This window comes from Pseudomonas sp. MIL19, assembly GCF_028680365.1.
GTDB lineage: Bacteria > Pseudomonadota > Gammaproteobacteria > Pseudomonadales > Pseudomonadaceae > Aquipseudomonas > Aquipseudomonas spirodelae.
In genome coordinates this window covers 1-20,435 of sequence record NZ_JAPPVG010000004.1, presented here as the reverse complement: position 1 = coordinate 20,435, position 20,435 = coordinate 1, and the positions used below count along the sequence as shown (strand labels likewise).

General features: G+C 59.8%; 18 protein-coding genes. 4 read left to right on the top strand and 14 right to left on the bottom strand.

All coding sequences use genetic code 11. From position 1 onward, the window contains the following. Positions 1-5 precede the first annotated feature (5 nt). From nuoL to N1078_RS04490, 11 genes are all read right to left on the bottom strand, one after another. Positions 6-1,856, bottom strand: a complete 1,851-nt coding sequence (gene nuoL, locus N1078_RS04540) for an NADH-quinone oxidoreductase subunit L (protein ID WP_274087018.1) — start codon at positions 1,854-1,856, stop codon at positions 6-8. After that, positions 1,853-2,161 carry an NADH-quinone oxidoreductase subunit NuoK gene (nuoK, locus tag N1078_RS04535; RefSeq protein WP_090240724.1) on the bottom strand — a complete coding sequence of 103 codons (309 nt, stop codon included), beginning with the start codon at positions 2,159-2,161 and terminating at the stop codon, positions 1,853-1,855. The genes nuoL and nuoK overlap by 4 nt, the downstream gene beginning before the upstream one ends. After that, positions 2,158-2,667, bottom strand: a complete 510-nt coding sequence (gene nuoJ, locus N1078_RS04530; RefSeq protein WP_274087017.1) for an NADH-quinone oxidoreductase subunit J — start codon at positions 2,665-2,667, stop codon at positions 2,158-2,160. Before nuoJ ends, nuoK begins: the two co-directional genes overlap by 4 nt. A gap of 10 nt (positions 2,668-2,677) precedes the next feature. Next, positions 2,678-3,226 carry an NADH-quinone oxidoreductase subunit NuoI gene (gene nuoI / locus N1078_RS04525; protein ID WP_274087016.1) on the bottom strand — a complete coding sequence of 183 codons (549 nt, stop codon included), beginning with the start codon at positions 3,224-3,226 and terminating at the stop codon, positions 2,678-2,680. A gap of 13 nt (positions 3,227-3,239) precedes the next feature. Continuing rightward, positions 3,240-4,232, bottom strand: a complete 993-nt coding sequence (gene nuoH / locus N1078_RS04520; RefSeq protein WP_274087015.1) for an NADH-quinone oxidoreductase subunit NuoH — start codon at positions 4,230-4,232, stop codon at positions 3,240-3,242. Beyond that, a complete protein-coding gene (gene nuoG, locus N1078_RS04515) occupies positions 4,229-6,964 on the bottom strand; it encodes an NADH-quinone oxidoreductase subunit NuoG (protein WP_274087014.1) in 2,736 nt (911 codons plus the stop codon). Before nuoG ends, nuoH begins: the two co-directional genes overlap by 4 nt. Before the next feature lie 96 nt (positions 6,965-7,060). After that, positions 7,061-8,410, bottom strand: a complete 1,350-nt coding sequence (nuoF, locus tag N1078_RS04510; protein ID WP_274087013.1) for an NADH-quinone oxidoreductase subunit NuoF — start codon at positions 8,408-8,410, stop codon at positions 7,061-7,063. Then, on the bottom strand, positions 8,407-8,901 hold the full coding sequence (gene nuoE, locus N1078_RS04505; RefSeq protein WP_411912042.1) for an NADH-quinone oxidoreductase subunit NuoE: 495 nt from the start codon (positions 8,899-8,901) through the stop codon (positions 8,407-8,409). Before nuoE ends, nuoF begins: the two co-directional genes overlap by 4 nt. A 2-nt stretch (positions 8,902-8,903) precedes the next feature. Then, entirely contained in the window at positions 8,904-10,685 is a 1,782-nt protein-coding gene (gene nuoC, locus N1078_RS04500) for an NADH-quinone oxidoreductase subunit C/D (RefSeq protein WP_274087012.1), read from the bottom strand. A 56-nt stretch (positions 10,686-10,741) separates the two neighbouring features. Continuing rightward, a complete protein-coding gene (locus N1078_RS04495) occupies positions 10,742-11,419 on the bottom strand; it encodes a NuoB/complex I 20 kDa subunit family protein (RefSeq protein WP_274087011.1) in 678 nt (225 codons plus the stop codon). A gap of 10 nt (positions 11,420-11,429) precedes the next feature. Continuing rightward, positions 11,430-11,843 (bottom strand): NADH-quinone oxidoreductase subunit A, encoded by a 414-nt coding sequence (locus N1078_RS04490; RefSeq protein ID WP_090379694.1) that lies wholly within the window; start codon positions 11,841-11,843, stop codon positions 11,430-11,432. Between the two features lie 267 nt (positions 11,844-12,110). Between N1078_RS04490 and N1078_RS04485 the strand changes: the two genes are divergently transcribed. The 3 genes from N1078_RS04485 to N1078_RS04475 all read left to right on the top strand — a co-directional run bounded on the left by N1078_RS04485 (position 12,111) and on the right by N1078_RS04475 (position 16,618). Then, a complete protein-coding gene (locus N1078_RS04485) occupies positions 12,111-13,037 on the top strand; it encodes a hydrogen peroxide-inducible genes activator (RefSeq protein ID WP_274087010.1) in 927 nt (308 codons plus the stop codon). A gap of 8 nt (positions 13,038-13,045) precedes the next feature. Beyond that, positions 13,046-15,121 carry an ATP-dependent DNA helicase RecG gene (gene recG / locus N1078_RS04480; RefSeq protein WP_274087009.1) on the top strand — a complete coding sequence of 692 codons (2,076 nt, stop codon included), beginning with the start codon at positions 13,046-13,048 and terminating at the stop codon, positions 15,119-15,121. A 90-nt stretch (positions 15,122-15,211) separates the two neighbouring features. Beyond that, a complete protein-coding gene (locus tag N1078_RS04475) occupies positions 15,212-16,618 on the top strand; it encodes an aminoacyl-tRNA deacylase and HDOD domain-containing protein (protein WP_274087008.1) in 1,407 nt (468 codons plus the stop codon). A gap of 55 nt (positions 16,619-16,673) precedes the next feature. Here N1078_RS04475 and N1078_RS04470 read toward each other — a convergent pair whose 3' ends face one another. Then, positions 16,674-17,408, bottom strand: coding sequence for a hypothetical protein (locus tag N1078_RS04470; protein WP_274087007.1), 735 nt, complete (start codon positions 17,406-17,408; stop codon positions 16,674-16,676). 79 nt (positions 17,409-17,487) lie between these two features. Further along, positions 17,488-17,880, bottom strand: coding sequence for a helicase (locus N1078_RS04465; protein WP_274087006.1), 393 nt, complete (start codon positions 17,878-17,880; stop codon positions 17,488-17,490). A 373-nt stretch (positions 17,881-18,253) separates the two neighbouring features. Between N1078_RS04465 and N1078_RS04460 the strand changes: the two genes are divergently transcribed. Continuing rightward, positions 18,254-18,997 (top strand): response regulator transcription factor, encoded by a 744-nt coding sequence (locus N1078_RS04460; protein ID WP_274087005.1) that lies wholly within the window; start codon positions 18,254-18,256, stop codon positions 18,995-18,997. 709 nt (positions 18,998-19,706) lie between these two features. On the opposite strand, the gene N1078_RS04455 is transcribed toward N1078_RS04460, so the two are convergent. After that, on the bottom strand, positions 19,707-20,435 hold a 729-nt coding region (locus tag N1078_RS04455), incomplete at its 5' end, for a DEAD/DEAH box helicase (protein ID WP_274087004.1).

Here is a 20,435-nt window from a genome sequence, read left to right as displayed (position 1 = left end):
TTTCCTTAATTCAGAAACAGGAGGACGGCGAGCACCAGCACGGCGCCCCCGGCTATCGATGTGGCGTACCAGCGCACCTGGCCGGTCTCGCTGCTGGCCAGCAAGGCGTTGCCGCCTCGCGCCAGACGCGGAATCAGGCCAATGCTGCGGTCAATCGGGTCACGCCCGAGCAACCGGCAAAGCAGCAGGTACGGCTGGACGAACAGCTTGTCGTAGAACCAGTCGAAGCCCCAGGCCGCGAACCACCAGGCCGACAGGAAGCGCCCGGGCGAACTCTGCGCCACCGCGGTGGCGAAACTGCGCTTGCCGAGAAACAGCAACGCGGCCAGGACGATGCCGATGATCGCGATAGCCCCGGAAGCGATTTCCAGGCTGTGCTTGGCCTCGCCACCGGCATGGCCGAGGCTCTGCGGCAGCACACCGGCCAGCGGCGGGCTGATCAGCGCGCCGATAAAGGTCGACAGCACGATCAGCACGCTCAGTGGCAACCAGTGAGCCACGCCATGGCCGGCATGGGCCTCGGTCTGCTGCTCGCCGTGGAAGGCAATGAAGATCAGGCGGAAGGTGTAGATCGAGGTCAGGAAGGCACCTGCCAGGCCGGCATAGAGCAGCCACTGGTGACCACTGGCGAAGGCTTCCCAGAGGATCTCGTCCTTCGAGTAGAAACCGGCGGTGATCAGCGGCAGGGCGGCCAGGGCGGCGCCACCGACGATGAAGCTGGCGTAGGCCAGCGGCAGTTTCTTCCACAGGCCGCCCATCTTGAAGATGTTCTGCTCGTGGTGGCAGGCGTTGATCACCGCACCGGAGGCGAGGAACAGCAGGGCCTTGAAGAAGGCGTGGGTCATCAGGTGGAAGATCGCCGCGTCCCAGGCCTGCACGCCGAGGGCGAGGAACATGTAGCCGATCTGGCTCATGGTCGAGTAGGCGAGGATGCGCTTGATGTCGGTCTGTACCAGGGCAGCGAAGCCGGCCAGCACCAGGGTCACGCCGCCAACGATACCGACCAGTTCGAGAATATCCGGGGTCAGCAGGAACAGGCCGTGGGTCCGCGCAATCAGGTAGACGCCGGCGGTAACCATGGTCGCCGCGTGGATCAATGCCGACACAGGCGTCGGGCCAGCCATCGCGTCAGCCAGCCAGGTCTGTAGCGGCAGCTGAGCAGACTTACCGACCGCACCGCCGAGCAGCATCAGGGTGGCGATCCACAGCCAGCTGTCCCCTTCCACATACTTCTGCGGGGCCAGCAGCATCAGCTCCTGAATATTCAGGGTGCCTAGGTGCAGGAACAGGATAAACAGGCCGATGGCCATAAACACGTCGCCGATGCGGGTGACGATAAAGGCCTTGAGCGCCGCGTTGCCGTTGGCGGTGTGCTTGAAGTAGAAGCCGATCAGCAGGTAGGAGCACAGCCCCACGCCTTCCCAGCCGAAGTAGAGCATCAGCAGGTTGTCGCCCAGCACCAGCAGCAACATGCTGAAGATAAACAGGTTGGTATAGGCAAAGAAGCGCGAATAGCCCTCCTCCCCACGCATATACCAACTGGCAAACAGGTGAATCAGGAAGCCCACGCCAGTCACCACGCCGAGCATGGTCACGGACAGGCCATCCAGATACAAGGTGAAGCTCGGTGCAAAGCCCGCCACGCTCATCCACTGCCACAGCACCTGGGTAAACACGCCGTTGGGTGGCGGGTTTAGATTGAACTGCACGATCACCCAGGCCGCAGCCAGGGCGGATAGGCCCACCGAACCAACGCCAATCAGCGCCGAGAGGTTTTCGGAGAAACGCCCACGCGAGAAAGCCAGGAGAAACCAGCCCAGCAGGGGGAACACACAAGTCAGAAATAGAAGGTTCATCCGCGCATCTCGCTGGCAGCGTCGACATCGAGGGTGTTGAAGCGGCGATACAGCTGCAACAGGATCGCCAAGCCAATACTGGCCTCGGCGGCTGCCAGGGTGATCACCAGAATAAACATCACCTGGCCATCAGGCTGCGCCCAACGGCTGCCGGCCACCACAAAGGCCAGGGCGGTGGCATTCATCATCACTTCCAGGCTCATCAGCACAAACAGGATGTTGCGCCGCACCATCAGGCCAATCAGGCCGAGGCTGAATAGCACGCCGGCCAAGGCCAGGCCGTGTTCCATGGGAATCGCATTCATGCGGTTGGCTCCTTGGCATCGTGACGGCCGAGGTGATAGGCCGCGACCAACGCGGCAAGCAACAACATCGAAGCCAGCTCCACCGCCAGCAGGTAAGGCCCGTACAGGGCAATGCCGACGGCCTTGGCATCAATGGTCTGCAAACCGAGGGCCGCACCACTGGGCGACTGGAACAGCACATAGAGCAATTGCCCCAGCAGCAGCGCCGAGAGAATTGCCGGACCAGTCCAGATGCCAGGCGTCAGCCACTGACGTTCTTGCTCGACCGCTGGAGGGCCGAGGTTGAGCATCATCACCACAAAGACGAACAGCACCATGATCGCGCCGGCGTAGACAATGATCTCCAGCGCCCCGGCAAACGGCGCACCGAGGGCGAAGAAGGTCATGGCCACGGCCAACAACGAGAGAATCAGATACAACAGGGCGTGTACCGGATTGCTCGCGGTGATCACCCTGAATGTGGCCGCCACGGCAACGCCGGCGGCGAGGTAGAAAGCGAATTCCATATCCCCCCCTTTAAGGAAGCAGGCCTTTGACGTTGATCGGTTCGGCTTCGTTTTGCGCGGCGCCTTTCGGCTTGCCGGCAATGGCCATACCGGCGACGCGGTAGAAGTTGTAGTCCGGGTTCTTGCCCGGCCCGCTGATCAGCAGGTCTTCCTTCTCGTACACCAGGTCCTGACGCTTGAACTCGCCCATTTCAAAATCCGGGGTGAGCTGAATCGCCGTAGTCGGGCAGGCTTCTTCACACAAACCGCAAAAAATGCAGCGCGAGAAATTGATGCGGAAAAAATCCGGGTACCAACGGCCGTCTTCAGTCTCAGCCTTCTGCAGCGAAATACAGCCCACCGGGCAGGCCACCGCACATAGGTTGCACGCCACGCAGCGCTCTTCGCCGTCGGGGTCGCGAGTCAACACAATACGGCCACGGTAGCGCGGCGGCAGGTACACCGCCTCTTCCGGGTATTGCAGGGTGTCGCGCTTGCGAAAGCCGTGGCTGAACACCATGGCCATGCTGCGCAGTTGGGTGCCGGTACCGACCAGCACATCCCATATGTATTTGAACATTCTGTAACTCTCCTTACTGGGCCGTAGCCAGCACAACTGCGCCGGTCACCAGCAGGTTGATCAGGGTCAGCGGTAGGCAGAACTTCCAGCTGAAGGCCATGACCTGGTCATACCGTGGCCGCGGAATCGAGGCGCGCAGCAGGATGAAGATCATGATGAAGAAGCAGGTTTTCAGGGCGAACCAGAAGAACGGAATCTGCGGCAGCAGATCGAACGGGCCGTGCCAGCCACCGAAAAACAGCGTAACCAGCAACGCCGACACGGTAACGATGGCGACGTATTCACCGACGAAGAACATGCCCCATTTCATCCCGGCATATTCGATGTGGTATCCGTCCGCCAGCTCCTGCTCGGCTTCGGGTTGGTCGAACGGGTGACGGTGGGTCACGGCCACAGCGGCGATAAAGAAGGTACAGAAGCCGAAAAACTGCGGGATGATGAACCACAGGTTCTCGGCCTGGTAATCAACGATATCGCGCATGTTGAAGGAGCCAACCTGAGCCACCACGCCCATTAGCGCCAGCGCCAGGAACACCTCGTACGACACTGTTTGCGCCGAGGCGCGCAGTGCACCGAGCAGGGCAAACTTGTTGTTACTGGCCCAACCGGCAAACAGCACCGCGTACACCGACAGCCCAGCCATGGCGAAGAAGAACAGAATGCCGATGTTCAAATCCGCCACGCCCCAAGTCGGGGTGATGGGAATGATTGCGAACGCCATCAACATGGCGGAGAAGGCAATCATCGGCGCCAGGATAAAGATGAACTTGTCGGCAAACGGCGGCGTCCAGTCTTCCTTGAAGAACATCTTGATCATGTCCGCGGCGATCTGGAACATGCCGAACGGGCCGACCCGATTCGGGCCGTAGCGGTCCTGCCACCAGCCCAGCAGGCGCCGTTCGACAAAGCTCAGCAGCGCGCCGCAGATCACCACCACCAGCAGAATCACGATGGCCTTGAGTACGGCGATCAGTACGTCGATCACCTCAGGCGTTAGCCAACTCATTGCGCGGCCTCCTCAATGCGGGTGACCACACGACCTGCGAACAATGCCGGCATCCCCGCCAAGCCGACTGGCAGGCCGACCACACCAATGGCCAGCTCTTCAGTGACCTGTAGCGGCAAGTTCAAGGTCTGCCCGGCGATCGTCAGGCTAAGCAGCGCGCCGTCATTCACGCCCAGACGATCCGCTTCGGCCTTGGCCAGCAGCGCGTAAGGTGCGGGAATACGCTCTTGCAGCGGCGCGGCGCCGGCCGAGGTTTCCTCACTGCCGAACAGGTGATGCAAGGCCACGGCCTGCAAGGTACCCGGCGCCGGGTTAAAGGCGGCCGGTACGCTGAACCAAGGCATTGCCACGCCTTTGGCTTCCAGCAGACGCACACCGGGGTCACCGGCGCGCAGGTGGCCGCCGACTTCGTCCTGAAACTTGTTCCAGGCCTGCGGCGAGTTCCAGCCCGGCGACCAAGCGAAGGGGATCTGCTGACGGTCTTCCTGGCTGCCGGAATAGCCTTCCATAGAGAAGGCAAAGGCCGAATCCTGGTCCTGCGGCTGACGCGGCTCGTGCACGCTGATATTGGCGCGCATGGCGGTGCGACCGCTGTAACGGTGAGGCTCGCGAGCCAGCTTGAGGCCCTTGATGCGGAAGGTGGCCTTGGGCGCCGCTTCGCCGATGCGTGCCAGCAGGTTGTTGCTGGCAGCAACGGCGGCGGTCACCGCATCCAGCTGGGTCCAGTCGAGCGGCTTGCCTTGCAGGGTGCTGTGCAGGGCATGCAGCCAGCGCCAGCCTTCGCGTATCAAAATGCCGGCGTCGTAGTAACTCGGCTCGAACACCTGGAAGAAACGTTGGGCGCGACCTTCAAAGCTGACCAGGGTGCCATCGCCTTCGGCGAAGCTGGCCACCGGCAACAGCAGGTGGGCTTTGTCACTGATGGCGGTGTGCTGATGGTCAGCGACGATCACCAGCTTGGCGGCTGCCAATGCAGCATCAACCTGAGCTGCATCGGCGCGGCGGTACAGGTCGTTTTCCAGCACGATCACGGCATCGGCCTGGCCGGACGTCAGCGCCTGCAGCGCCGCATCGACAGACCTCCCCCCACACTCTTCACCCAAAAGCAGGGCCAGGCCCATGCTGTTGGCTTCCGGCACCACCAGGCTGATGGAGGCGTTTTTCTCACGATTTTTAAGCGCACTGGCGATATTGGCTGCTGCTTCGATCAGGCTCTTCTCGCCCAGGGAGGCACCGGAGACGATCAGCGGTCGCTTGGCTTCTAGCAACGCTTCGGCAATCAACTGCACCAGTTCGCCAACATCAGCGTCCAGTCCGTTAACCGCTGGTGCGCTCGGGTCGATGGCATGCGCCACAGCGAAACCGATACGCGCCAGGTCGGCCGGTGCGGCATGCACGCAAGCTTCGGCAATATCATCCAGGCGAGTCGTCGTCACGCTGGCAATAAACAGGGGATGCAGCGCGTCTTGCGCGACGTTCTGCACGGCAGCCATGTGCCAGTCCTGAATCTTCATCGACGCAGCGATTTCAGTGGCCTTGCCCTTGACCGTCTGACGCAGGGCCAAAGCCATGCGCGCGGCAGTCTGGGTCAGGTCTTCACCAAGGATAAACACCGCGTCGTGCAGCTCAACTTCACGCAGGGTCGGCACCGGCAGCGGGCCGTTCTGCAGGATGTCGCGGATCAGGCGGATATTTTCCAGCTCGCCAGCGGCGATACCGGAGTAGTAGTTGGCCTCGCCGACCAGCTCGCGCAGGGCGAAGTTGCTTTCCAGGCTGGCGCGCGGCGAGCCGATGCCGATGACGCGTTTGCCTTTGAGCAGCTCGGCAGCCTTGTCCAACGCGGCGTCGATGCCGAGCTTTTCGCCACCGTCTTTATTCATCAGCAGCGGCTGGCGCGGACGATCCGTGCGGTTGACGTAGCCATAGCCGAAACGCCCACGGTCGCAGAGGAAGTACTGGTTCACATCACCGTTGAAACGGTTTTCGATGCGGCGCAGTTCGCCGTAGCGCTCGCCGGGGCTGATATTGCAGCCGCTGGCGCAGCCGTGGCAGATGCTCGGGGCAAACTGCATATCCCACTTACGGTTGTAGCGCTCGGAGTGGGTTTTGTCGGTGAACACGCCGGTCGGGCAAACCTCGACCAGGTTGCCGGAGAATTCGCTCTCCAACACGCCGTCTTCAACACGGCCGAAGTACACGTTGTCGTGCGCGCCGTAGACGCCCAAGTCGGTGCCGCCAGCGTAGTCTTTGTAATAGCGCACACAGCGGTAGCAGGCGATGCAACGGTTCATTTCGTGGGAGATGAATGGGCCGAGCTGCTGGTTCTGGTGGGTGCGTTTGGTGAAGCGATAACGGCGCTGGTTGTGGCCAGTCATCACGGTCATGTCTTGCAGGTGGCAATGACCGCCCTCCTCGCACACCGGGCAGTCGTGCGGGTGGTTGGTCATCAGCCACTCGACGACGCTGGCGCGAAAGGCTTTGGACTCTTCATCGTCGATGGAAATCCAAGTGTTATCGGTGGCGGGCGTCATGCACGACATGACGATACGCCCGCGCGTATCGTTTTCATCGCTGTACTGCTTGACCGCACACTGGCGGCAGGCGCCGACGCTACCGAGCGCCGGGTGCCAGCAGAAGTAAGGGATATCGAGCCCGAGGGACAGGCAGGCCTGCAGCAGGTTGTCCGCCCCATCGACTTCGAAATCTTTGCCGTCTACGTGGATAGTGGCCATGGTTCAGGTTTCTTCTTTACCCGCCGAAGCGGGCTTGGCTAATGGAATCACGGTGTGCTGCGGGGCCAGGTCAGTGGCCGCCAGAGCGCCAATTTTTTAAGCGGGAACGAATTGCCCCGTCGTCGCCGGAGCCGTAGAACTGGATACGCCAGCCTCGAACTCCGAACGGAAATACTTGATCGCACTGCCCAATGGCTCGACGGCACCCGGTGCATGGGCGCAGAAGGTTTTGCCAGGGCCGAGGAAGTTGACCAGCCCCAGCAGGGTTTGGATGTCTTCGGCAGTGCCTTGCTTACGCTCCAGCGCACGGAGAATTTTCACGCTCCACGGCAGGCCATCACGGCACGGCGTGCACCAGCCGCAGGATTCGCGGGCAAAGAACTCTTCCATATTGCGCAGCAGCGAAACCATGCTGACACTGTCGTCCACCGCCAATGCCAAGCCGGTGCCCATGCGCGTGCCGACCTTGCCGATACCGCCGGCGTACATCAACGCATCGAGGTGCTCGGGCAGAAGGAAGCCGGTACCAGCGCCACCAGGCTGCCAGCATTTCAGCGTGTAGCCGTCGCGCATGCCGCCGGCATAGTCTTCGAACAGCTCACGGGCGCTCACACCAAAGGGCAGTTCCCACAGACCAGGGTTCTTCACCTTGCCGGAGAAGCCCATCAGCTTGGTGCCGTGGTCTTCACTCTCGGGGCGAGCCAGGCTTTTGTACCAGTCCACGCCATTACCGACGATGGCCGGCACGTTGCACAGGGTTTCCACGTTATTCACACAGGTCGGCTTACCCCACACGCCGACGGCGGCGGGAAACGGCGGCTTGGCGCGCGGGTTGGCGCGGCGGCCTTCGAGTGAGTTAATCAGCGCGGTTTCTTCACCGCAGATATAACGCCCGGCACCGGTGTGGACGAATAGCTCGAAATCGAAACCGCTGCCGAGGATGTTCTTGCCCAGCAGGCCGGCGGCCTTGGCTTCCTCGATAGCGCGATTAAGATTCGCCGCCGCATCGACGTACTCGCCGCGCAGAAAGATATAGCCGCGATAGGCCTTGAGTGCGCGCGCGGAAATCAGCATGCCTTCCACCAACAGGTGCGGCAGCTGCTCCATGAGCATGCGGTCTTTCCAGGTGTTGGGCTCCATTTCATCCGCGTTGCACAGCAGGTAGCGGATGTTCATCGATTCATCGGCGGGCATCAGGCCCCACTTCACCCCGGTGGGGAAGCCGGCACCACCACGGCCTTTGAGGCCGGCGTCTTTCACCGTCTGCACGATATCGGCCTGAGCCATTTCGCTCAGCGCTTTGCGCGCAGCGGCGTAGCCGTTCTTCTGCTGGTACTCCTCCAGCCACACCGGCTGGCCGTCGTCACGCAGGCGCCAGGTCAGCGGGTGAGTTTCTTCACTGCGGGCGATGGTGTTAGCCGGCCCCATGGACGTCAGCGTAGTCATGCGTAAGCCTCCAGCAGTTTGGCGACGCCGTCGGCCTGCAGATTGCCAAAGGTGTCATCGTCGATCATCAGCGCCGGGGCCTTGTCGCAGTTGCCCAGGCAGCACACCGGCAGCAGGGTAAAGCGGCTGTCACTGGTGGTCTCGCCGAGGCCGATACCGAGCTGCTTGTGCATTTCAGCGACGACCGACTCATGGCCACCGACGTAGCAGGTCATGCTGTCGCATACGCGGATAATGTGGCGGCCCACCGGCTGACGGAAAATCTGACTATAGAAGGTGGCCACACCTTCGACGTCGCTGGCCGGGATGCCGAGGATCTCGCCGATAGCATCCGCCGCGCCGTCCGGCACCCAACCACGGGCTTTCTGCACAATTTTCAACGCTTCGATCGACGCCGCGCGCGGGTCTTCGTAGTGATGCATTTCATGCTCGATGGCCGAGCGCTCGGCGTCGCTCAAGGCAAAACGGTCAGTCTGAATAAGTGTGTTCATCATCAGCGGTCCACGTCGGCCATAACGAAGTCGATACTGCCCAGATACGCGATCAGGTCAGCCACCATGCTGCCGCGAATCACCGAAGGGATCTGCTGCAGGTGCGGGAAGCTTGGCGTACGAATGCGCGTGCGGTAGCTCATGGTGCTGCCGTCGCTGGTCAGGTAATAACTGTTGATGCCCTTGGTCGCCTCGATCATCTGGAAGCTTTCGTTGGCCGGCATGACCGGGCCCCAGGAAACCTGCAGGAAGTGGGTGATCAGGGTTTCGATGTGCTGCAGCGTGCGCTCTTTCGGCGGCGGCGTGGTCAGCGGGTGATCCGCCTTGTAAGGGCCCGCCGGCATGTTGCGCAGGCACTGGTCGATGATTTTGATGCTCTGACGCATCTCTTCCACACGCACCATGCAGCGGTCATAAGCATCGCCATTGGCCGCCAGCGGCACTTCAAACTCGAAGTTCTCGTAGCCGGAATACGGCCGCGCTTTGCGCAGGTCGAAATCACAGCCGGTGGCACGCAATCCGGCACCCGTGGTGCCCCATTCCAGCGCTTCTTTGGTGTTGTACTGCGCCACACCGATGGTCCGCGCCTTGAGAATGCTGTTCTTCAGGGCGGCTTTTTCGTACTCGTCGAGGCGCTTGGGCAGCCAGTCGACGAATTCCTTGACCAGACGATCCCAGCCGCGCGGCAGGTCGTGAGCGACGCCGCCGATGCGATACCAAGCCGGGTGCAGGCGGAAGCCGGTAATCGCCTCGATCACCTTATAAGCGCGCTGGCGGTCGGTGAAGGTGAAGAACACCGGGGTCATCGCGCCGACGTCCTGAATATAAGTCCCGAGAAACAGTAGGTGGCTGGTGATGCGGAAGAACTCGGCCATCATGATGCGAATCACATCGACCCGCTGCGGCACGGTGATGCCCGCGAGCTTTTCCACGGCCAATACGTACGGCAGGTTGTTCATCACCCCACCGAGGTAATCGATGCGGTCGGTGTAGGGAATAAAGCTGTGCCAGCTCTGCCGTTCGGCCATCTTTTCGGCACCACGGTGGTGGTAGCCGATCTCCGGTACGCAATCGACGATCTCTTCACCATCGAGCTGCAAAATGATGCGGAACGCACCGTGGGCCGATGGGTGATTCGGACCAAGGTTGAGGAACATATAGTCCTCGTGCTCGCCGCCGCGTTTCATGCCCCAGTCTTCCGGCTTGAAGCGCGCGGCTTCTTCCTCGAGCTGCTGCTTGGCCAGGGTCAGGCTGAACGGGTCGAACTCAGTGGCGCGCGCCGGGTAGTCCTTGCGCAGCGGGTGACCTTCCCAGGTCGGCGGCATCATGATCCGCGTCAGGTGCGGGTGGCCGGTAAAGTGAATACCGTAGAGGTCCCAGACTTCGCGCTCATACCAGTTGGCGTTGGGCCAGATGCTGGTGACGCTGGGCATATTCAGGTCACGCTCACTGAGCGCCACCTTAAGCATGATGTCGCTGTTCCGCTCCAGCGACATTAGGTGGTAAAACACGGTGAAATCCGCACCGGGCAAGCCACGGCGCTGGGTGCGCAGGCGCTCATCGACGCCATGCAGGTCATACAGCATGACGTAAGGGCGTGGCAGGTTGCGCAGGAAGGTCAGGATTTCGACCAGCCGCTCGCGGGCCACCCACAATACCGGCATGCCGGTACGGGTGCTTTGCGCGGTAAAGGCGTCAGCGCCAAAACGTGAATTCAGTTCGACGACCACATCTTGGTCATCAGGCTTGTACGGCGGTATGGACAGAATGCTGTCTGCAGTCATGGTCTCGGTCGCTATCGGTCAACGGCGTCAGTAGGCGGGCTCAAGCGAGCCCAGGCTTACACTTCGTCGGGGCTGCGCAGATTGGTTACGGCGATGCGCTCGGCGCGACGCTGCTCTTTCTGCGAAGGCATGTCGGCACGGTAAACACCTTGATCGCCAACCACCCAGGACAACGGCCGGCGCTCCTGGCCAATGGATTCCTGCAACAGCATCAAGCCTTGCAGAAAAGCCTCAGGGCGCGGTGGGCAGCCGGGGATATAGACGTCGACCGGCAGGAACTTATCCACACCCTGGACCACCGAGTAGATGTCGTACATGCCGCCAGAGTTGGCGCACGAGCCCATGGAGATCACCCATTTGGGTTCCAGCATCTGTTCATACAGACGCTGGATGACCGGAGCCATCTTGATAAAGCAGGTGCCGGCAATGACCATAAAGTCTGCCTGGCGTGGGGAGGCTCGAATCACTTCCGCACCAAAACGCGCAACGTCATGCGGCGCGGTAAAGGCGGTGGTCATTTCCACATAGCAGCAGGACAGGCCGAAGTTATAGGGCCATAGGGAGTTCTTGCGCCCCCAGTTCACTGCGCCATTAAGAACATCAGAGAGCTTGCCCATGTAGATGTTCTTGTGGACTTGATCGTCTAGCAGCGGGTCGGAAACAGTCTCCCGCTCGCCGACCGGATAGCGCTCATTGGGCGCATCCGGATCGATCCGAGTAAGTTTGTATTGCATTGCCAAAGCCTCATTGTTTTAGCTTCGCCTGCCGCTCGCGACGGCCCTGAGGTGCCCAATCGAGCGCCCCGATCCGCCAAAGGTAGACAAGACCTGCCAACAGAATTGCTATAAAGACTGTAGCTTCGATTAGCCCAGCCCAGCCGCTTTCGCGCACCGAGACGGCCCAAGCAAAGAGAAAGAGGGCTTCAACATCGAAGATCACGAAGAGCATCGCGACCAGATAAAATTTGGCTGACAGGCGCAGGCGCGCGCTGCCTACGGGCAACATACCGGACTCAAAAGGTTCGTTCTTGCTGCGCCCCCAGGCTTTACTTCCCAGCAGGCTGGACAGGCCGAGCATAAAGGCGATAAGCCCGAATACTCCGAGCAAAAACACAGCAAAAGCCCAGTTATGGGACATGGTCGTTACCGCATCAGGCATGCCGGTACTCCTTGGGTAAAGGGGCGGCTTGTATGGTTTTATTGAGGCGCGTGCAAAACCCAACTTGGGGCGCCGACAAAGTATGGCCGCAATTCTATGCGCACAACACATTAGTAACTAATTATTTTTTGTCCACAAAGCGACATTAACCTGTAGACAATTACCCGAACAATTCTAACCCCTCAGCCACAGCCATGGAACCGGATCAACAGTTGGTTCCATTGAAGACAGCCGCTATGCTTGGCTGCATCTCAATGGATAAAGACTATGACCCTCACCGAACTGCGTTACATAGTCACCCTCGCTCAAGAGCAGCACTTCGGCCGCGCGGCCGAACGTTGCCATGTCAGCCAGCCGACACTGTCGGTCGGGGTGAAGAAACTCGAAGATGAACTGGGTGTGCTGATCTTCGAGCGCAGCAAGAGCGCAGTGCGCCTGACGCCAGTCGGGGAAGGCATCGTCACCCAGGCGCAGAAAGTACTGGAGCAAGCTCAGGGCATCCGTGAGCTGGCCCAAGCCGGTAAAAACCAGATGGCCGCGCCGCTGAAAATCGGCGCGATCTACACCGTCGGTCCTTACCTGTTCCCGCATCTGATTCCGCAACTGCACCGCGTCGCACCCGACATGCCGCTGTATATCGAGGAAAACTTCACCCACGTACTGCGCGACAAGCTGCGCAATGGTGAGTTGGACGCGATCATCATCGCCCTGCCCTTCCACGAAGCCGATGTGCTGACCAAGCCGCTGTATGACGAGCCGTTCTACGCCCTGCTGCCGGCCGGCCACCCCTGGGCTGAGCTGAAGACCATCGACAGCAAGCTGCTGAATGACAAGAGCCTGTTGCTGCTCGGCGAAGGCCACTGCTTCCGCGATCAGGTGCTGGAAGCCTGCCCGACCCTGCGCAAGGGCGGCGAAGACAGCGCCAAGCACACCACGGTGGAATCCAGCTCGCTGGAAACCATCCGTCATATGGTCGCCTCGGGCCTTGGCGTGTCGATCCTGCCGTTCTCCGCGGTCGACAGCCATCATTACGCTCCCGGCGTGATTGAAGTACGCCCGCTCAGCGCACCGGCGCCGTTCCGCACCGTCGCTATCGCCTGGCGCGCCAGCTTCCCGCGGCCGAATGCGATCGAGGTACTGACTGACTCGATCCGCCTGTGCTCTGTGGCCAAACCACTGCCCAAGAGCAGCTAAGACAAGCCATGACCGAGCTGGCTGCAGTTTCTGTCACCGCGCTGAAAGGCGTGGGTGCGGCCCTTGCCGAAAAACTCGCCAAGGTCGGCCTGGAAACCCTGCAGGATGTGCTGTTTCACCTGCCGCTGCGTTATCAGGACCGCACCCGTATCGTGCCGATTGGCGCCCTGCGCCCCGGCCAGGACGCGGTGGTTGAAGGCATAGTCGCCGGCGCGGATGTGGTCATGGGTCGCCGACGCAGCCTGCTGGTGCGCTTGCAGGACGGCAGCGGCACCTTGAGCCTGCGCTTCTACCATTTCAGCCAAGCGCAGAAGGAAGGCCTCAAACGCGGCACCCAAGTGCGCTGCTATGGTGAAGTAAGGCCCGGCTCCTCAGGTCTGGAAATCTATCACCCGGAATACCGCGCACTGACGGGCAGCGAGCCGATAGCCGTAGAACAGACCCTCACGCCGATCTACCCGACCACCGAAGGCCTGACCCAGCAGCGCCTGCGCCAGCTCAGTGAACAGGCCCTGGCCCGCCTCGGACCGCACAGCCTGCCGGACTGGCTGCCGCGCGAACTGGCCGACGACTACCAACTCAGCCCGCTCGATCAGGCGATTCGCTACCTGCATCGGCCGCCGCCGGATGCCGACCTGGAGGAACTCGCCGAAGGCCGCCACTGGGCCCAGCACCGCCTGGCCTTTGAGGAACTGCTGACCCATCAACTGTCGCTGCAACGCCTGCGCGAAAGCGTGCGCGCGCAGCAGGCACCGGCCATGCCACTGGCTAAAAAACTACCGCAGCAATACCTGGCCAACCTCGGATTTACCCCCACCGGCGCGCAACAGCGGGTCGGCGCGGAAATCGCCTACGACCTCAGCCAACACGAGCCCATGCTGCGCCTGGTGCAGGGTGACGTGGGCGCTGGCAAAACCGTGGTCGCCGCCTTTGCCGCCTTGCAAGCACTGGAAGCCGGTTATCAAGTGGCGCTGATGGCGCCCACTGAGATTCTCGCCGAGCAGCACTTCATCAACTTCAGCAAATGGCTGGCACCGCTGGGTCTAAAGGTCGCTTGGCTGGCCGGCAAGCTCAAGGGCAAAGCCCGCACCAGCGCGCTGCAACAGATCGCGGGCGGTGCACCGATGGTGGTCGGCACCCACGCCCTATTTCAGGATGAAGTGCAGTTCCAAAAACTCGCCTTGGTGATCATTGATGAACAACACCGCTTCGGCGTGCAGCAGCGCCTGGCCCTGAGACAGAAAGGCATTGGCGGACGCATGTGCCCGCACCAGCTGATCATGACCGCTACTCCCATCCCGCGAACCCTGGCCATGAGCGCCTACGCCGACCTCGACACCTCGATCCTCGACGAACTGCCGCCCGGCCGTACCCCGGTGAATACCTTGGTAATCGCCGACAGCCGCCGCCTGGAAGTGGTCGAGCGCGTGCGCCTGGCCTGTAATGAAGGCCGCCAGGCTTACTGGGTGTGTACGCTGATTGAGGAATCCGAAGAGCTGACCTGCCAGGCCGCCGAAACCACCTTCGTCGATCTGACCGCTGCGCTCGGCGGACTGAATGTCGGGCTGATCCACGGGAGAATGAAACCGGCAGAAAAAGCCGCGGTGATGGATCAGTTCAAACAGGGGCAGCTGCAACTGCTGGTCGCCACCACGGTAATCGAGGTGGGCGTCGACGTACCGAATGCCAGCCTGATGATCATCGAAAACCCTGAACGCCTGGGCCTGGCACAACTGCACCAACTGCGCGGGCGGGTCGGCCGGGGCAGCGCCGCCAGCCATTGCTTGCTGCTCTATCACGCACCGCTGTCACAATTGGGTCGCCAGCGCTTAGCAATCATGCGCGAAACCTGCGACGGCTTCGTCATTGCCGAAAAAGACCTGGAATTACGCGGCCCCGGCGAGATGCTCGGCACCCGCCAGACAGGCCTGCTGCAGTTCAAGGTGGCCGACCTGATGCGCGATGCCGACTTGCTGCCCGCCGTGCGTGACGCCGCGCAAGCACTGCTGGAACACTGGCCGCAGCATGTCAGCCCGCTACTTGAGCGCTGGCTACGGCATGGCCAACAATACGGGCAAGTGTGATACAGCTCACAAGACAACTGCTACCTGTGCCGCATTTTCGCCAGTCCGCTGTTTATACTCGCCTTAATGCCGCCTCTGCCGGAAACCGCCATGACTGAACTCGCCCTTGCCACCGACACTGCTCCGCAACCGCCTGCGGTGATTCTGCAATTGCTGGATAAGCTTGGTTTGCCGTACCGCATCTGCCACGACCAACCGAGCCTGCCAAGCGCACAACGCTTACAGGCGGTGCTGCTCGATGATGCCGTGGGTGCGCTGCTGGTGCTCTATCCACAAAATCAGCTGCTCGATCTCAACCGCCTGACCGAACTCACCGGGCGCCAGCTGGTGGCGGTCAAACCGGATCGCCTGGAGCGCATGCTCGGCAAGCACAACCTGAAAACGCTACCCGGCCTGCCGCCACTGACCAGTTCGCCGTGCCTGTATGACGAGCGCCTGCTAGACGTCCCCAGCCTTTACATCGAATCGGGCCAGCCGGGGGTTCTTCTCGAACTCGCCAGCGACACGTTCAAGAGCCTGCTAAGCAAGGCCAGCGCCGCACGCTTCGGCGAGCCGCTGAGCAATATCCACCTGAACCTCGACCGCCCGGACGACGACCGCGCGGAAATCACCCAGGCGGTCCAGGCGTTTACCGCCCGCCGGATCCAGCAACGGCTGGAAGAAACCATCGAAATTCCACCGCTGCCGGAAACCGCGCAGAAGATCATCAAGCTGCGCGTCGACCCGGACGCCACCGTCGATGACATCACCGGCGTGGTCGAAACCGACCCAGCGCTGGCCGCACAAGTGGTCAGCTGGGCGGCTTCGCCCTACTACGCCGCGCCCGGTAAAATTCGCTCGGTGGAAGACGCCATCGTCCGCGTGCTGGGCTTTGACCTGGTGATCAACCTGGCCCTGGGCCTGGCCTTGGGTAAAACCCTGAGCCTGCCCAAGGACAAGCCACAACAGGCTACGCCCTACTGGCAACAAGCGATTTATAGCGCTGCCGTGATCGAAGGCCTGACACGCGCCATCCCCCGCGCGCAACGTCCGGAAGCCGGTCTGAGCTACCTCGCTGGCCTGCTGCATAATTTCGGCTACCTGGTGTTGGCGCATGTGTTTCCGCCACACTTCTCGCTGATCTGTCGCCACCTGGAGGTCAACCCGCACCTCTCGCACAGCTATATCGAGCAACATCTGCTCGGTATCAGCCGCGAACAAATCGGCGCCTGGTTGATGCGCTACTGGGACATGCCGGAAGAGCTGGTCAGCGCCCTGCGCTTCCAGCACGACCCTGAGAACACCGGTGCACATGCGGCCTATCCAAACCTGGTGTGCCTGTCGGTCAGCCTGCTGCGCAATCGCGGCATCGGCGCCGGCCCGCAGAGCGAGATCCCGCAAAGCCTGTTCGATAATTTGGGGATCAGCCGTGAAAAGGCCGAAGAAGCGGTAAGCAAGGTGCTGGCCGCCGAAGTCGCGCTACGCGAGCTGGCGGCACAATTCCATCCTGCACACTAAAGCTGCAGAAAACACAAAGGGGCCTACGGGCCCCTTTGTCGTTTGAGTAGCATCACTACTTCTTCAGCTGCGCACGCCGGGCGGCGAACAGCTCTGGCAGCACCTGCGCGCTGCTATCAAGCAACAGGGCAACGGCGGGCTGCTCATACAACGCCGCATATTCAGCCAGTTGCTCGCTGGGCATCTGCCGGTAGGCATAGAGCATAAAAGACTCCACAGCCTCGGCACTGGAGGCGCGCAGCGCATTTTCCTGGGCCTGGGTCTGAGTGCTCAGGGCTTGTTCGTCGATGCTTTCGCCACGGCCCTGCAAGGCCAAAAACGCCTGAGTTTTGCCGACTTCATAGCGCAGCAAGGTCGCCAGAGTGGTGGTGTGTGCAGCCGCATCCAGACGCCGCACCAACTGCCGCCGCTCCTCACGCGGTGGCCGCTCGACCAGCTGTTCGCGATAAGCCGTCAGCCCTTGCGCACCGCCTTCACCGACCAACCGCTCAGCAGCGGTAAAACGCTGCGCCAACGGGCTTTCTAGCTGGCGCTGGGCTTGTTGCAGCTGGGTTTTATCAAGCTGACTGGCCAGACGCTTGGCTAAGTCTAGGCACAGGGCATCGGCGGCGAAGACGTTGCCCAGCTGCGCTTGCTGTTTATCCGGCAGACCGCGCTGCACCAGCGGCGCAGCCTGTTCGCAGAGCAAACGAATACCGGCCAGCTCAAATACCGGTGCAAAGGCTGCCGTTTTCGGGGGCGCGGCGTGGGCAAGGGTGGAAAACAACAGGGCGATCAGCAACAGACGCATGGGCACACTCTCACTATGGCTACGCCCAGCCTAGCGAAAGGCATGCGCGGCGACCAGTGTCAGCGCGCACAGCTGCGGGTCAGGCAGCTTTTTTGGCGGCGTCTTTCTTCTTCGGCATCAGGTATTTGGTCAAGCCCTGGAACCAGATCACCAGCGCCGGGTTGCCCTGGATCTGGATGTCCTTGTTCTGAATACCCTGCATAAAGGCCAGCTGCTTGTTCTTCGCGCTCATGGTGGCGAAACCATAAGCCGCATCTTTGAAGCCGAGGGCGAATGCTGGCTCGCTGACCGGGCCACGCTTGCTGGTGATGCGCTGATCTTTAACGATGAAGTGACGGGCCACTTTGCCGTCCAGGGTGTGCAGTTGGAAGACCATGTCGCGGTCAACTAATTGCTGTTGGAACGCCGGGTTTTCACGGCTGGCCTTAGCCATCAGGCGGCCCAGCATCCACAGAAGAAAACGGAATTTCATGCGCGAGGCCTCGCAAAGAGTCAGGAAAAGGCGGCGCATTGTAGCGGTTTGTCGCGGGGACTACATCTGACCGCAAGAAGGGCGTGAGCACGCGGGCCAGGGCGCAGTCGTCCGGGGCCGGTGGCCCCGGGTTCGAGGTCTCAGTTAACCGCGTCTTTCAATAACCCGCAGAAAACCGTTTCAAAATTCACGTTTTGCAATTTATTTATTCATAATCATGCACTTACAATGTATAAATCCATGCTACTGCGCTAATCGTTTCAATTCAACCCCTCAGCCCCCTAGATTCGTTGCGGAGGGATCAGGATCGCCGTGATTTTGAAACAGCGACCGCTCGGTGACTCCCCCAACACGATCTATGAGCTGCCAGAAAATGATACGTTTTGATAAATCGGTGCCTCCAAAGCTGCTTGTAATACACGAACATCCCGTCCTCCGCGCCCAGGCTCGCAAGCATCTGGAGTCATCCGGATACACGGTGGTTGAAGCAGGTAGCTGTAGAGAGGCTATCGCAATCATGCATACCTGCACCTTCGCAGGAATAATTGTCGATAACGATATGGCTGATTATGAGGCTGCATCTCCACTTTCCGCTCGGAGCGCTACTGGAAACTCTAATATCCCGTGCATAGTACTTGCAACAACTCGGGTTATTCGAAAGCCGGATAAAGATTTCAACACAGCCTTAGATGATTACTTGTATAAGCCTTTCAAACCTAGCGCTCTAGCCAAGCATGTACATCAATTAATAAAGACCTCTGTTGAGATCGAGCATTTAAGGCTTGTATGCCCCGCAGCCTACGCATTGGCAGGGACAACAGGAATTAACCTCACAAAATTCAACCTTCCTTTTAAACAGATGATTGTGCTTCATGCTCTTGTCAGCAACTCACCTCGCGTTGTGAGCAAAGCATGTTTCGTAGACGTTCTATATTCACACAAGAGCCCGCCAATAAATCCTTATAATGCGGTAGAGTCCTTAGTTTTTCATTTACGTAAAAGACTACGCGCCGAAGAATCAAATGTGAGTATAAAATCTGTTCGAGGCGTTGGGTATAGAGCTTCCATTAACCAAATACAGAATTCGATAAAAAATGTTAATTTTCTGAAGCTCTAAAAATCCAGCCTCTACGAAATATCGGGATTGAAAGCCGCGTCTTTACCGGATTTACTTTATCAAATTAAACGTTTAAAACATCCTAGTACACCTATCACCGACTATGGGTGCCGGACTTGGTGATGAAGGTATTTCTTCGAATTTAACGATGACTTGTTCGTTACTTAATACGCTAAGGGCAGGAAGTGCTTAGACGGTTCTTCTGACCGGGATGCCCTTCTCAATGAGGTGAAGGCTGTCAAACTGCCCATGATCGTTATGAACGATGACGACCCTAACGACCGGGCGTGTCCATATTGTCTGGGTGAGCGCCCTCGGCCAAGAAGCCAACAGGCTCATTTTCCCGTCCTTTAGTCGCCGCAACGCGGAACATATTGTGCTGCCACTCTGGCGTGGGCGTCATCAAGCGTACCGCTTCGTCTGAGAGCTTAGCTATCAAGGCATACTTGTGGGTCTTTCTCTTTTGCATCAGGTTAATCCTCGGCATATGTGCGCGCGTAAACATCTACCAAGCCTCGCAATCGGTACATGCACCCGATCGAAGCAACACGCGCAACAGCGCTGCAACCGTCGCAGATCCGTTTATCAGTCATGCCTCAACGTCTGAGTCCTAACATCAATGCCCACGCCCCCTAATTTCTTAGTCGATGACATGGTCAACCACACACTCGCAACTCCCACTTCACCTGACCCATTAGGCGTCAACACTTCAAAAACAAGCCAACAACTGCTGCCTGTAATGCTGGGAAAAACTCACCTGATGACTTGGCTCGACTGAAAAGCCCTCTAGTGAAATGGTGCTCGTAGCTCCAGCCCCAATAGCCTGCTCTTTGCCACATCCAATACTGTTATCTAGATTATTGATATTGTCCGCAGCCTCGATCGAGCTCGGCGTTGAGCCTGAAGTGGAAGCTGGCATCTGTACCTCGTTTAGTACCGCCAAGTCCTCCGGCAAGTCATCCGCAATTCTCTCAGCCAAACACTGCAGCGTCGGCTCCGCCAACATGAACAGCCAAGCTTGATCATCGGACTCACCTGTACGCCTAAGCACTCGCCCAAGCACTTGCCGGTAATGCAACTCGGTGCGAATGCGGCTGAGATAGCAGCACACCTGAAGCCGGGGGATGTCCGTTCCTTCGCTGATCATTCCGACAGCGACAATCCAGGGAGAGGCGCTCTGCCTAAAGGCATTGATCACCTGCTGCGCATCCGGGATTTTGTTGGTCACAATGCAGCAAACCCCACCCCTGGACTCCAGAGCCTGGGCAATTTGCTGAGCGTGCTCAATGTCAGTGGCAACAACCAAACCGGCAGCATTCGGCTTGATTTGGCGAAGCTCATTGAGCTTGTTACAGCCAAGATGTTGGCGCTGATGGAAAATTGACCCACCCTGCCGATTGAAATTTGACCCAGGGCGGATTGCTGATTTTGTTACCAG